The organism is Marinovum sp. PR37 (assembly GCF_028807375.1).
GTDB lineage: Bacteria > Pseudomonadota > Alphaproteobacteria > Rhodobacterales > Rhodobacteraceae > Marinovum > Marinovum algicola.
Genome location: NZ_JARAML010000014.1, coordinates 102,586 through 116,343, shown reverse-complemented (window position 1 = coordinate 116,343; position 13,758 = coordinate 102,586). Strand labels below are relative to the sequence as shown.

Below are 13,758 nucleotides of genomic sequence, written 5' to 3'. Positions count from 1 at the left end.
GGCTCCGGCTCTGGCGGGTCGGGCTCTGGTGGCTCCGGCAGCGGCGGCAGCAAAGGCTCCGGTTCCGGCGGTTCGGGATCCGGCGGTTCCGGCAGCGGCGGCAGCAAGGGCTCCGGCTCTGGCGGGTCGGGATCCGGTGGTTCCGGCAGCGGCGGCAGCAAAGGCTCCGGCTCCGGCGGTTCGGGCTCCGGTGGGTCCGGCAGCGGTGGTAGCAAGGGCTCCGGCTCTGGCGGGTCGGGCTCTGGTGGCTCCGGCAGCGGCGGCAGCAAAGGCTCCGGTTCCGGCGGGTCGGGCTCTGGCGGGTCGAAAGGCACTGGTGGCAGTGGCAATGACAAGGCCAGCACGACGAAAGCCTATCACAACGGGGGCGTCGAGGGAGACGGCTATTCCGAGTGGTACGACGCCAACATGGCCGATGAGTTCAAGACCGAGGACAGCGCGCCGGAAAGCTTCGTGCTCGACCTGAGCGACGCCGGCGCGGCCTTTGTGCTCAACGTGACGACCTCCGAGGACGGCACCCAGATGGGCAGCGTCGAATTCCAGGATGCCGATGGCAACCCGGTTGCCTGGGGTCACTTCGGCAACGTCAGCGAGATCATCCTGCCGGATGATCCGACGAGCTACTTCTATACCGAAAGCGATTTCGAGTTCATTGGCGAGCACGGCGAAGGCAAACCGCCGGAAGTCTCGCTCGACGCCTATCTCTCGGTCGCGGAAGAGGGCGACGAGAACGGCGGCACCAAAGGCTCCGGCACGGCGGGATCTGGCACGGGCGGCAGCAAGGGCTCCGGTTCCGGTGGCAGCAAAGGGTCCGGCTCTGGCGGTTCCGGCAGCGGCGGCTCCGGTTCGGGTGGCAGCAAAGGCTCCGGCTCCGGTGGTTCGGGTTCTGGTGGTTCCGGCTCGGGTGGCAGCAAGGGCTCCGGTTCCGGCGGCTCCGGCAGCGGTGGCTCCGGTTCGGGTGGCAGCAAGGGCTCCGGTTCCGGGGGTTCCGGCAGCGGCGGCTCCGGTTCGGGTGGCAGCAAGGGCTCCGGTTCTGGCGGCTCCGGCAGCGGTGGCTCCGGTTCGGGTGGCAGCAAGGGCTCCGGTTCTGGCGGCTCCGGCAGCGGTGGCTCCGGTTCCGGTGGCAGCAAAGGCTCCGGTTCCGGGGGTTCCGGCAGCGGCGGCTCCGGTTCCGGTGGCAGCAAAGGTTCCGGTTCCGGTGGTTCGGGCAGCGGCGGCTCCGGTTCGGGCGGCAGCAAGGGCTCCGGTTCCGGCGGCTCGGGCAGCGGATCCGGAGGCTCCGGTTCCGGCAGCGGTGGCTCGGGCTCTGGCTCGGGCGGTTCCGGCAGCGGATCCGGTGGCTCGGGCTCCGGTGGGTCCAAGGGATCCGGCTCTGGCGGGTCCGGCAGCGGTGGCTCCAAGGGTTCGGGAACCGGCGGGTCCAAGGGTACCGAGGATTGGGCGGCGGCGTCCGGTCTGCCGGCCTTTACCCCCGATCCGACCGATTATCCCGACATGTCGGAAGACGCGGTCATGAAGATGATGACCCAGGGCGCGGACGACCAGGAAACGCCCGAAGACGAGACCCCGGACGACTGGGACGACAGCGACATCATGGTCTGAGCCTCCGGCCCGACATGACGAAAACGCGCGGCACGAGAAATCGTGCCGCGCGTGCCATTTGCAGGCCAGGCCCGCGCGAGGTCAGTAATTCCACATCGTGCCGTCTTCGAGCCGCACGACCGGATGGCTGCCGGGCTGGTATTCGTAGCGCGCGACTTCGGATTCGTCGAAATCCACGCCAAGCCCCGGCGCGTCCGAGACATAGACCATGCCGTTCTCCATCCGGTGCTCCGACGGAAACAGCGCGTCGCATTCCGGGGTGCCCAGCACCAGGTATTCCTGCACGCCAAAGTTCGGCGCCCAGGCGTTGAGATGCGCCTGCGCCGCCATGCAGAGCGGCGAATGACTGGGCGCACCGTGGAAACCGGTCTTGACGTGGTGCAGCGCGGCCAGATCTACGATCCGTTTTACATGGGTGATGCCGCCGGCATAGGTCGCCGCGACGCGGATGTAATCGATCAGCTCCTGCTCGATCAGCTTGTTGCAATCGTAGATCGAATTGAACACCTCGCCGATGGCCACCGGCACCGTGGAATGCCGGCGCAGGAGCTTCAGCGCGTCCTGATCGTCGGCCGGGGTCGGATCTTCCAGCCAGAACAGGCCGACCGGCTCCACCGCCTTGGCAAATTCCGCCGCCTCGCGCGGGGTCAGCCGGTGGTGCACATCGTGCAGGATGTGCAGCTCGGGGCCAAACCGCTCGCGGATCCGCATCAGCGCCTCGGGCATGAAGCGCATGTATTTGCCGCTGTCCCAGATCTCGACCGTGGGCCGGATGCCGGTGTAATCGGTGATGTAGTTCCGGGCGCCCTTTTCCTCCGGCACCGCATAGCTGGCCGTCGGCATGCCGGGAATGCCGCATTGCACCCGCACCGCCTTGTAGCCTTCGTCGACATAGGCGGCGACGGAGTCCATCAAATCCTCGAGATCGGCGCCGGTGGCATGGGCGTAACACATGGCGCCGTCACGACTCTTGCCGCCAAAGAGCTGATACAGCGGCATGTTCGCCAGCTTGCCCTTGATGTCCCAGAGCGCCATGTCGATGGCGCCATATGCCGCCATGGCAATCGGCCCGCGCCGGAAATAGGCGCCGCGATAGAGGAATTGCCAGATATCCTCGGAATTGCGCGGGTCCATGCCGATCAGATTGGGGATCAGGTAATCCTGAAGGTATTTCGCCGGCAGGGTCTCGCGGTTGTTCAGCGTCGCATCGCCGAGACCGTAGACACCCTGATCGGTCATGATCTTGAGCGTGACATAGTTCTTCTTGGGGCCGCCGACAAAGACCTTGGCGTCGGTGATTTTCATGCTGTCTCCTCCTGAAAAAGCCGCCCCCGCGCCCTCTGCGCGGCACCGGGCGGGGAATACCTGGGGCGGGCTCAGCCCAGATCGGTCACATCGGTCCAGCTCCGGTTCTGGCGGAGCCGCTCGATGATCTTCTGGTCGCGGCTGCCCTCTGCAAAGGTCGGGTAGGGCGCCACCGTCTCGCCCTGGATGTCGCGCAGGAACTCCCGGGCGAGGTAATGCCAGCACAATTCGGTCTCGCCCGCGACATCGGGCATCCCGGCGGCAATCTCCGGCGGCAGGGCCTGCGCCTGCCACTGTTTGTCGGCGCCGTAGTGAAAGAGCTGGCCGCTGCCGTAATGGCCCTTGATGTAGATCGCGCCGGCGGTGCCATAGACCACGATGTGATCCTCGTGAAAGCGCGGCACCAGACCGCCGTGCTTGAACAGCACCGACACCGGCTTGTCGGCCAACGGGCTGTCGAGCTGCGCCATCACGGTATACGACCATTCGACATTGCTCTCGCCCCATTGCAGCGCGGGATCCTCCAGGTTCTCGGGGATGAAGTTCCGCCGCGTGGCAAAGTTGTGCACCCCCTCGACGATGGGCGCGCGGCCCAGATCGTCGCGCACCTCGCCGGCGATGTTGAGGATGCGGTCGCCGACAAGGGCGCAGGCAATCGACAGCGTGTGGGTGAAATTGTTGTTGAGCCGCCCGCCGCCCTGTTCGCGGCGGTGCGACCAGCCGAACGGGATCGCGCGCTCGAGGTTGAAATGCGAGATGCATTCGATTTCGGTCGGTTCGCCAATCGCGCCTTCGGCCACTAGTTGCCGGGCGTGCAGCACCGAGGGCGTGTAGCGGAAGCTGGCGGCATAGGCGGTTTTCACCCCCCGGGCGGCCGCCAGATCGCGCAGTTCGACGGCGGTTTCCGCGCTCTCGGTCATCGGTTTGTCGCAGAACACATGGCAGCCGGCGGCAATGGCGGATTTGATCGGCGCGTAATGCGCCCCGCCGGGGGTGGCAATCGAGACGATATCGGGCTGGCAGGCGGCCAGCGCCGCATCCCAATCGGTGCCGGCATAGGGAATGCCGCCGGCCTCGGCCACCTCTTCGACCACCCGCGGCGTGCGGCCGACGATGCCGACAATCTCGGCCCCGGCGCCGCGAAAGGCATCGGCATGGCCTTGGCCGGCAAAGCCGGTGCCGGAAATCAGAACTTTCAACGGGGCGCTCATGGGGTCCTCCTCAAATTAGACGACTAGTATACTAGATGCTTTACTTAAGCGGAGCAATGGCAATTTACACCCCTGCGCAGGACTTGGCCGGTGCGATTTTCCGGTTACATTTCCTCCTGAATTCAGATATTTAACGGGGGATGGCCGGGAATTTCGACAGGAGTGACTTGCATGACGCCCGATTGGATGCGCGACGCCGCCCGACGCTACGAAAGCTGCAACCGGGCGACGCTTCGCTGGCTTGTCGCGCGCGACGATCCGGGGGCCGGCTTCCTCGACACCAAGGTGCATTCGATCACCGGGCAGGATTACGATGCCACCTCGGGGCTGCGCGGCCCCGGGTATACCTATGGCTGGATTCAGGGGCGCGGGCTCGAGGCACTGGCCACATTTGCCGGCCACTACCGGGGCACCGATGCGGCCTTTGCCGCCGAACTGGAAACCGCCGCCTCGGCGCTGTACCGGCGGCTGGCCGAGCTGCACGCCCGCGACGGGCACGCCTATTTCCTGTATGACCGCGACCTGCGGCCGGTGGTGTCGCGCGACGGCGACCTCGCGCCGCAGACCGAAGCCGGCGCGATCTTCAGCTATTCAGATGCCTTCGTGGCCAAGGGGCTCTGTGCCGCCGCACCTCTGTTCGCGCCCGAGGCACAAACCCGCCATCTTGCCTCTCTGATGTCGGTGATCGACGCGATCGAGGACGGCCGGTTCCAGATGGACGAAACCAGGCCATTGTTGCCCGCAAGCGTGGACGCGGAGCCGGACGATTTCGGCCCGCGCATGATCCTGCTGGCGGCGGCGGGGCTGCTGCACCGCCTGGGCCATTCCGACAAGACCGGCTTTGCCGACCGGTTCATCGATCACGTGCTGGAGCGCCATTTCGACCCAGCCTCCGGCCTGCTTCTGACCATCCGCGGCGAGGACATCTGCAACATCGGCCATGCCGTGGAATTCTGCGGCTTTGCCTTCGAACATCTCCTGACCCGCCCCGAAGATCCGCGGATCGCGCCGCTGGTCGACATCCTGCTGCGCTGTCTCGAGGTCGGAATGCAGGGCCCGGGGATCGCGCTGTATCTGTCGGCGCGAACCGGCGAACTGGCTTCGCCGTATTTTCCCTGGTGGCCCATGCCCGAGGCGATCCGCGCCTGTGCCCTGGGCTTTCAGCTGACCGGCGACCGCCGGCTGATCGCGCCCTGGCAAGAGGCCGATGCGGCGTTCTTTTCGCACTATTGGCGCGACGACAAGAGCTTTGCCTATCAGACCAGAACCCTTGAGGGCCCGGTGGATTTTGTCCCGGCGACCCCCGATCTCGACCCCGGCTATCACACCGGGCTGAGCCTTCTGGCCGCGATCCGGGCGATCGGCGCCTAGGCGTCGATACGCGCGCCGGTTTCGGCGTCGAAGAGCTGGGCGAAGGCGGGGTCCACGGTCAGGCGGTGGCGCTCGCCGGGATGGCAATCAAAGCGTTCGCGCAGCAGCGCGGTGATCGACTGGCCGGCCAGATCGGCCTGGATCAGGGTTTCCGATCCGGTCTGCTCGCTCGACTCGATTGTCACGTTCAGCCCGGCTGGCTCGGCGGTATGGCGCAGATGTTCGGGCCGCAGCCCGAGGTCGAAGGCACCCGAGAGCGCCCGGAACTGCGGCAGGTCCAGGCTCTGGCCATCCGCCAGCACCACGGCATCCGCGCCCGCCGTGCTGGTCACCGGCACGAAATTCATCGCCGGCGAGCCGATAAAGCCGGCAACAAAGCGGTTGACCGGGCGGTCATAAAGCTCGAGCGGCCGGCCGACCTGTTCGACGTGGCCGTCGCGCATGACCACCACGATATCGGCCATTGTCATCGCCTCGATCTGGTCATGGGTGACATAGATCGTCGTGGTGCGCAGCCTTTGGTGCATCGCCTTCAGCTCGGCGCGCATCTGCACCCGCAGCTTGGCGTCGAGGTTCGACAGCGGCTCGTCGAACAGAAACACCTGCGGCTGCCGGACGATGGCGCGGCCCATGGCGACCCGCTGGCGCTGCCCGCCGGAAAGCTGCTTGGGAAAGCGGTCGAGAAGCCCGTCGATCCCAAGGATCGTGGCCGCCTCATGCACCGCCGTCTCGATGTCCTTTTTCGGTTTCTTCAGCAGGCGCAGCGAAAACCCCATGTTCTGGGCCACCGTCATATGCGGGTAGAGCGCATAGTTCTGAAACACCATGGCGATGTCGCGGTTCTTGGATTCGACGTCGTTGACCACCCGGTCGCCGATCCGGATGTCGCCGCTGGTGACCTCTTCGAGCCCGGCGATCAGCCGCAGGATGGTCGACTTGCCGCAGCCCGACGGCCCCACCAGCGCGGCAAAGGCGCCTTCGGGGATCTCGAAAGAGACGCCATGCAGGGTCTCGACGGGGCCAAAGCTTTTCCGGAGGTCATTGATTTCAACTTGGGTCATTGCCGGTCTTTCAGAGGTCGGTGAGCGGAGGTCGCGCCTGGTTTCATTCTTTCATGCCGCTTGCCGCGATGCCTTCGACGAAGTTGCGGCGCAACAGGACAAAGGCGAGCACCGAGGGCACCATGACGGCGGCCGAGGCGGCGCTGAGTAGCGAAAGCTCCACGGTATAGGCACTCTGGAAATTCGCCAGACCGACCTCGATGGTGAACGAGGTCTTTCGGGTCAGGGTGATGATCGGCCAGGCAAAGGCGGTCCAGGCCTGGAAGAACGCCAGAACCGCCAGGGCGGCCAGCGGCCCGCGCAACAGCGGCACCACGATATGCCGGAAAATCCAGAATTCGCCGGCGCCATCGATCCGCGCGGCTTCCAGCAGCTCGTCGGGGATCGAGGCGATGACATTCTGGCGGATCAGGAAGATCCCGAAGCTCATCACCAGATAGCCGATCAGCAACCCGGTGATCGAGTTCAGCGCGCCAAGCGCCTTTACCTGGAAATAAAGCGGGATCATGTAGACTTCGAAGGGGATGATCGCCGTGGTCAGGAACAGGATGAAGATTACATTGATCGATCGGAAGGGGAACTTGGCCACCACATAGCCGGCCAGCGCCGAGGTTGCGACAATGGCGATCATCGACAGCGTCGCAAAGGCCAGGCTGTTGAACATCCAGCGCAGCAGCGGCGTCTCGGTGAAGACCGTGACAAAGTTTTCCAGCGTCGGGTTGCGGGGCAGGATGGTGGGCGGCCAGACCAGCATTTCCGCCGGTGTCTTGAAGCCGTTGGCGATCAGCATGATCAGCGGCAGCAGCAGCGCCAGGCAGATGAAGAACAGGCAGACATCGATCAGGAAGTTGCTGCGGCGGGCACGGGCCTTGGCGGACATGGTCACTTCCCCCCTTTCTGACGCAGCATGCCGAACTGCACCGCGGTCAGCACCAGCACGATGGAGAGCAGGATGACAGCCTCGGCGGCGGCATAGCCGACACGGAAGTTCTGAAAGCTGTTTTCCAGCATGTCGAGCACCAGCACCCGCACCAGCCGGCCGGGCGCGCCCTGGGTGTCGGACGCCAGCACATAGGCCTGGGCATAGACGTTGAAGCCGGAAATCAGCGTCACCACCGAGACGTAGAGCGTGATCGGCTTCAACAGCGGCACCGACATGAAGAAAAACGATTGGATGCCGTTGGCGCCGTCCAGCTTGGCGGCCTCATAGACCGATTTCGGCAGGTTGCGAAAGCCGACCAGATAGATCAGCACCGCATAGCCAAGGGTTTGCCAGGACACCAGAAGGATGATGCAGACCACCGACAGCACCGGATCGAACAGCCAGGCCTGCGCCTCGCCGCCAAGTGCCACGATGACCGCGTTGAGCGGCCCGAGCTTGGCATCGAATATCCATTTCCACGCCATCGCCGCCGGCACCAGCGAGACCACATGCGGAATGAAGACCGCGGTTTCGTAGAACCCGGCAAAGCGGCTGCGGGTGCGGTGATAGATCACCCCGGCCAGCGCCATGGACACCGGGATCGTCACCGCCATGGCGCCAAAGGCGATGATGGCGGTATTGGTCAGGGCATCGAGAAACTGGTCGTCGCCAAACAATTCGATGAAATTGGACAGGCCGACAAAGGTCTTGTCCCGCGACAGAAGGTTCCACTGGAACACGCTGAGCCGAAGCGTCTCGACGATGGGATACATCCGCACCCAGCCAAAGATCGCAAAGGTCGGAATGATCGCCATCACGGCGAACAGGAACCGTTTTCGTTTCAGCATCGTCATACCCCTGGTTTCGGGCGGCCCGGCTAGAGAGAGAGGCGCCGGGCCGCCGGATGGCGTTTACTCGGCCAGGATGCCGGCGCGATCGAGGATCGCGTTGGTCTCTTCCTCGGCGGATTCGAGCAGTGCCATCATCGCCGCGTCATCCCCGGCAAGCGAGGGGTCGGCAAAGGCTTCGGTCAGAACCGCCGCGAAACGCGTCAGGATCTCGTTGATCGGTTCGATCGAGGGCAGGGTGAACAGATCGTAATCCTCGGGCAGGTCGACAAAGGCCGAAAACTGCGGCTTGGCCTCGATGACGCCGCTGTAATCCACGCCCGCCCGGTTCGGCAGCCAGCCGACATTGTCGAGCAGCCAGATCAGGTGCTCGGGCTTGTTGGCCTCGATGGCAAAGGCCCAGGCCGCGTCCTGCGCCGCGTCGGAGCCGCCGGAAACATAGAGATTGACCGGCAGCGCGATGGAGCCGCGCGGCAGCAGCGCCGTGTCATAGTTGAGCTCGGGCGCCTTTTTCTCGGTGTCGCCGATCACCCAGCTTTCCCGGATGAACATCGCGGTCTGGCCGCGTTGAAAGGCGGCCGCATCGGCCGGCATGTCGATGGTGACGGTCTTGTCGCCGCTGACCGCGTTCACATATTGCCGCAGCGCCGCCAGACCGGCCTCATTGGCATAGGCGGCGCGGTATTTGTCGCCGACCGGCTCCAGCAGCGCGCCGCCGAACTGGTGCATGTTGATCCAGAACTTCTCGGCAATGCCGCCGCCGCCGCCGGACAGGCGCAGCGACCAGCCCGAGACCGTCGGATTGCCATCGGCATCGCGCTGGGTCAGCTTGGCGGCATAGTCGTCATATTCCTCCATCGTCGTCGGCGGGCCGTCCAGGCCGGCCTCGGCCAGCATGTCGGTGTTGTAGAACAGCGCGCCCTGGCCACGGAACAGCGGCACGCCGTAGACGGTGCCGTCCACCGTGGCGGTGTCGCGGAAGAACGGTTCGAAATTGCCGGCATCATTGACGAAGTCGGCGATGTCGTCGGGCGCGGGCGGCAGCAGATCGTTCACGATATAGCGGTTCGCCGTCGATCCGATGAGTTCGAGTACCGTGGCATCGTCAAGCCCGGACGACAGGCCCAGCGCCACCCGCTTTTCGTGATCGCGCAGGCCGATCGGCTCGACGATCACGTTGAGATCGGGATATTCGTCGCTCATGCCCTCGGCCACGCGCTCGTAGAAATCCGCCAGTTCCGGGAAGCCGCCCCAGATCACGACGTCCTGCGCCTGGGCCGACAGCGTGCCGGCCAGCATCAGCCCGGCAGACCACATGGTCGCCTTGGCGACGGTTCCGTTTCTACCCCTGAATGTCATGTGAACTCTCCTTGTTGTTGGACGTTTTGATTGAACAGCCTTCAGCGGTCGCAATCGCCGCTGTTTCGGCGGCACGTTGGGCTGCTTGGGACAACGCCTCCGCCACGCCGGGCGCGATCGACGCACCCATTCCGTAAAATCTATGTGCTTCCTCAACCTCGTAGCCGCCCGCGTCAAATTCTTCGCGGGGCGGGATATAGCCGGGATTGTCATCGGCATAAGCGATGATGTGGAGCGGCCCGGTTCCGCCCAGCGAATGCCGCAGGTCAAGCGCGGTCCGGGCAAAGATCTCGCCCGGCAGCCCGAGGATGCGCGCCCCGGCCCAGTACAGCGCGGTGCAGCGGGCGGGCATCGGATCGATCTCCCGGCCCATCCTCTGTTCGGCCCACTCCGCCCAGATCGCATGGATATCGCCCGGCGCCTGCGACGCGGCGCGCCAGCGCCGCGCCAGATCTGCGCGGTCGCCCACCTCGCGCGGCGCGAACCTGAGCCTGTCAAAGCCCTCGCCGGCGCCGCTTGCGCCGGTCAGCGGCACCAGATCGGCGGCGAGCGCGGCCTGTGCCACGCCTTCGCCGATGATGCGGGCCCGGTCGTAAGTGCGGTCGCTCTGACGCGCACGGCTCAGCGAGGCGGCGGCGCTGTGCCCGGTGTTCACATCGCCGGCGCAGCCGGTGGCAAAGATCGCAATCGCCCCGGGGCTGGCCGCTTCGAGACGGGCGCGCAGGAAATGCGGGAAATCGGCGGTCCAATGCAGGTTGTCGGCGCCCAGCACCACCGGATGGCAGGCGTAAGAGACGAAATAGGCCAGCACCGTCCCGTCCATCCGGTCAAACCGCAGCACCGGCACCCCCCGGTCGACCGGCCCGCCGGCGTGCCGCCGGTTGCTGGCAAATCCGGGCTCGGCGCCGCATCCGCCGTACAGCCTGGCCGGCTGGCGCGCCTGCGCGGCCTCTTCGATGGCGCGCAGGATACCGGTTTCCAGCCGCCGCAGGAATTCGGCATCGGCGCGGCCCGCCAGCCGGCCCGGCATCGAGACCGGGCCGCCATGGGTATGGGTGGCCGCAAGGGTGATGTTCTGCGCCGGCAGAGGGCTGCGGGCGCGGACCCGCGCCGAGAGCGCGGCGTCGATGCCGATCACGTCCACCGCCACCAGCGCCGTGTCCTCCACCACCAGGGCCCGCACCGTCAACGCATCATGCGCGCCCTCCGCCGGAGCCTGCCGCGCCGCGAACCCGGACATGGCGCCCCCCGGCGGCGGGGTGATATCGACGACCGAGACCCCGACCCGCGTCATGAGCGCACGCTGACGCCGTCAAAGACGATCTCGGCCGGAAGCAGCCGGCCATCGGCGGCGGCGCCTTGGAACAACAGGAAATTGGCCGGCGCACCGGGGCTCAGGGCCAGGTCGCGGCCGATCATCCGCGCCGGGTTGACCGTGGCCATGCGCAGCGCGTCAGTCGCCGGAAAGCCGGTAAAGGCCTGATAGCCGCAGACGATATCCAGCAGGCAGGCGCCGCTGCCGGCCAGGTATTCGGTGCCCGCAATCGCCACTTGGCCGCAGTCGCTGACCTCGACATCGCCGCCGATCGGCGATTGGTAGCGGCCCGGCGCCATGCCGGCGAATTTCACGCTGTCCGAGACAAGAACCACCCGCTCGTCCCCCTTGGCGCGGATCATGGCGCGGGCGGTGGCGCGGGACAGGTGATGACCATCCAGGATCAGACTGGCGGTGAGCCGGTCGTCGGACAATTGCGCCCAGATCGCATTCGGGTGGCGCGGCAGGGTGGCAGCGATGCCGTTGCCCAGATGGGTCGACATCCGCGCCCCGGCGGCAACGGCGCGCGCGATATCCTCTTCCGTCGCGTCGCAATGGCCCAGCGCGACACAGATGCCGCGATCGGCCAGAGCTTTGATATAGGTCGTCGCCCCGGCTGTTTCGGGGGCGAGGGTGACCATCCGCACCAGCCCGCCGGCGGCGTCCTGCCAGCGGGCGAACTCCTCGGTCGCGGGCGGGCGCACATGCGCCAGCGGATGCGCCCCCCTCGGGCCGTCCTTGGGCGAGATCGACGGGCCTTCGACATGGATGCCAGCGATCATCTTGCCGGCCAAGGGCAGGGTCTCCTGCGCCCTGCGGATCGCCGATAGCCGCTGGCAGAGCGCGGCCTCGGAGGCGGTGATCAGCGTCGGCAGAAAGGCCGCCACCCCGACCTTGACCAGCGCCTTGCACAAAGCCTCGACCGCCTCCGGCGTCAGCCTGCCGTCGTTCAGATCATGGCCGCCAAAGCCGTTGACCTGAAGGTCCACGAAGCCGGGCGACAGCAGCGGCAGATCCGCCTCGTCGCACCTGGTCACGGCGGCGATCCGACCGTCGCGCAGATGCAGGGTCTTGCCTTCGCCGCTCAGAACGTCGCGGCCCGAGAACGTGGCGACAGAGGTCAAAGCGCGCGTACCCTTCCGCGAAAGTTGCCCAGGAATTTCCGGTTTGCCTCGTCGCCGCCCGGCGCATTGCCGCTGCGCCAGACCGGCGGCTCGACGCCCTTGTCGCGCAGATGCAGCACCGTGCGGATCACCAGCGTGTTCAGCGCCGTGGCATTGGCAAAGGTCGACACCGCCGCGATGCGTTCCGCCATGCCGGGGATCTCGACGATGGCGTCGCCGATCTGAACCTTGCTGTCGATGGCCACGTCGACCAGATCATGCAGGTTCTGTTTCGACGGATGCCGGGCCGGGTGATCGGCGGCGGTGCTCTCGGCGTGCTGCCGCGAGGAGATGCCGATGGTCTTCACCCCCCGTTCCTTCGCCACCAGTGCCGCGTCGATCAGCGCCGCGTTGATGCCATAGGCGTTCACCAGGATCAGCAGATCGCCGGCGGCCAGCCCCTGGTCCTCGATCACGATCCGGCCATAGCCCGGCGTCCGTTCGATCGCCATCGAGCGCAGAGCGCCGTTCGACAACAGCGTGCCTTCGTCGAGGATGGCATTGACATGCATCAGCCCGCCGGCCCGGAAAAACACCTCTTGCGTGGCCAGGTTGGAATGGCCGCCGGGGCCAAAGACATGCACCAGCCGATCCTCGGCCACATGATCCGCGATCATCCGCGCGGCGGCGTCCAGCGGGCCGGTCTCTTCGCGCTGGATGCGGCGCATCAGCGTGACGACATCCTCCAGATAGCCGGTGCAGATCTCGTCGGCGGTGCGGGGGGTCGGGTCATCCATGCGGGGCGGCCTCGCGGTCAAGGTAGATGGTGCAATTGCGGTGGGTCCGAAGGATACTGGCCGGGCAATCGGTGCTGATCGGCCCTTCCAGCGCCGCCTTGACGGCTGCACGCTTGCGGGCGCCGGGCACCGCGCAGAACAGCGCGTCCGCGGCCATCAGCGTCGGAATGGTCAGCGTGATCGCCCGCTCCGGCACCGCCTCGAATCGCGCGAAACATCCGTCGTCGACCTGTTGCTGGCGGCAGACCCCGTCCAGTTCGACAACCCGCACCGCCTGGCTGTCGTGGAAATCGGCGACCGGCGGGTCGTTGAAGGCGATATGCCCGTTCACCCCGATGCCGAGACAGACGATATCGATCGGCGCCTCGGCCAGACGCGCGGCGTATCCCGCGCAGATCTCGTCGGCGGTGCCCTCGGCGGCAATCCGGTGCACCGCGCCAAAGGGCACCTTGGAAAACAGATGCGCCTCGAGCCAGTTGCCGAACCGCTCCGGCGCCGCGGCCTCGAGGCCGAGGTAATCGTCCATGTGAAAGGCGGTGACCTGCCCCCAGGGAATATCCGGCAGGGCGACCAGGCTGGCCAGCATGTCCGACTGGCTGGGGGCGGCGGCAAAGATGATCCGCACCTCGGCCTTCCGCGCGGCCACCTGGCGGATCCGGGCCGCGACATCCGCGGCAACGGCGGCGCCCAGGGCCGGGCGGGATTCATAAATCTCGACGCAGTATTTTTCGCTCAGCCCGCTGGCCCTGCGGCCCGGCACCTCTGAAACACGCTCGCTACTCTTCATGACTCACATTCCCCTGATTGACAGTCAGCACACCATGCAATCGATTGCATGTCAACGCCTGTCTCTGCAAACCGCCG

General features: G+C 66.2%; 12 protein-coding genes. 2 read left to right on the top strand and 10 right to left on the bottom strand.

Going from position 1 to position 13,758, the window contains the following annotated elements:
- The coding region (locus PVW49_RS13330; protein ID WP_274590762.1) for a hypothetical protein at positions 1 to 1,602 on the top strand (1,602 nt) is incomplete at its 5' end.
- Positions 1,603 to 1,683: 81 nt separating this feature from the next.
- On the opposite strand, the gene manD is transcribed toward PVW49_RS13330, so the two are convergent.
- Positions 1,684 to 2,907 (bottom strand): D-mannonate dehydratase ManD, encoded by a 1,224-nt coding sequence (gene manD, locus PVW49_RS13325; protein ID WP_274590761.1) that lies wholly within the window; start codon positions 2,905 to 2,907, stop codon positions 1,684 to 1,686.
- Positions 2,908 to 2,978: 71 nt separating this feature from the next.
- Positions 2,979 to 4,118 carry a Gfo/Idh/MocA family protein gene (locus PVW49_RS13320; protein ID WP_274590760.1) on the bottom strand — a complete coding sequence of 380 codons (1,140 nt, stop codon included), beginning with the start codon at positions 4,116 to 4,118 and terminating at the stop codon, positions 2,979 to 2,981.
- A gap of 171 nt (positions 4,119 to 4,289) precedes the next feature.
- Here PVW49_RS13320 and PVW49_RS13315 point away from each other — a divergent pair, with 171 nt between their 5' ends.
- Positions 4,290 to 5,489 carry a hypothetical protein gene (locus PVW49_RS13315; protein ID WP_274590759.1) on the top strand — a complete coding sequence of 400 codons (1,200 nt, stop codon included), beginning with the start codon at positions 4,290 to 4,292 and terminating at the stop codon, positions 5,487 to 5,489.
- Here the strand turns inward: PVW49_RS13315 and PVW49_RS13310 are convergent.
- The 8 genes from PVW49_RS13310 to PVW49_RS13275 all read right to left on the bottom strand — a co-directional run bounded on the left by PVW49_RS13310 (position 5,486) and on the right by PVW49_RS13275 (position 13,681).
- Complete coding sequence (locus PVW49_RS13310) at positions 5,486 to 6,550, bottom strand: ABC transporter ATP-binding protein (protein WP_048535697.1); 1,065 nt, start codon at positions 6,548 to 6,550, stop codon at positions 5,486 to 5,488. The genes PVW49_RS13315 and PVW49_RS13310 overlap by 4 nt on opposite strands.
- A gap of 43 nt (positions 6,551 to 6,593) precedes the next feature.
- The gene (locus tag PVW49_RS13305) at positions 6,594 to 7,430 is read right to left on the bottom strand and encodes a carbohydrate ABC transporter permease (RefSeq protein ID WP_048535696.1); all 837 of its coding nucleotides are present in this window, start codon (positions 7,428 to 7,430) and stop codon (positions 6,594 to 6,596) included.
- A 2-nt stretch (positions 7,431 to 7,432) separates the two neighbouring features.
- Positions 7,433 to 8,320, bottom strand: coding sequence for a carbohydrate ABC transporter permease (locus tag PVW49_RS13300; protein WP_048535729.1), 888 nt, complete (start codon positions 8,318 to 8,320; stop codon positions 7,433 to 7,435).
- Between the two features lie 63 nt (positions 8,321 to 8,383).
- A complete protein-coding gene (locus PVW49_RS13295; RefSeq protein WP_274564143.1) occupies positions 8,384 to 9,679 on the bottom strand; it encodes an ABC transporter substrate-binding protein in 1,296 nt (431 codons plus the stop codon).
- Positions 9,663 to 10,973 (bottom strand): neutral/alkaline non-lysosomal ceramidase N-terminal domain-containing protein, encoded by a 1,311-nt coding sequence (locus PVW49_RS13290; protein ID WP_274590758.1) that lies wholly within the window; start codon positions 10,971 to 10,973, stop codon positions 9,663 to 9,665. Before PVW49_RS13290 ends, PVW49_RS13295 begins: the two co-directional genes overlap by 17 nt.
- A complete protein-coding gene (locus PVW49_RS13285; RefSeq protein ID WP_074837940.1) occupies positions 10,970 to 12,118 on the bottom strand; it encodes an N-acetylglucosamine-6-phosphate deacetylase in 1,149 nt (382 codons plus the stop codon). The genes PVW49_RS13290 and PVW49_RS13285 overlap by 4 nt, the downstream gene beginning before the upstream one ends.
- Positions 12,115 to 12,894 carry a sugar isomerase domain-containing protein gene (locus PVW49_RS13280; RefSeq protein WP_074837942.1) on the bottom strand — a complete coding sequence of 260 codons (780 nt, stop codon included), beginning with the start codon at positions 12,892 to 12,894 and terminating at the stop codon, positions 12,115 to 12,117. The genes PVW49_RS13285 and PVW49_RS13280 overlap by 4 nt, the downstream gene beginning before the upstream one ends.
- Positions 12,887 to 13,681 (bottom strand): 6-phosphogluconolactonase, encoded by a 795-nt coding sequence (locus PVW49_RS13275; protein ID WP_074837943.1) that lies wholly within the window; start codon positions 13,679 to 13,681, stop codon positions 12,887 to 12,889. The genes PVW49_RS13280 and PVW49_RS13275 overlap by 8 nt, the downstream gene beginning before the upstream one ends.
- Between the last annotated feature and the right edge of the window lie 77 nt (positions 13,682 to 13,758).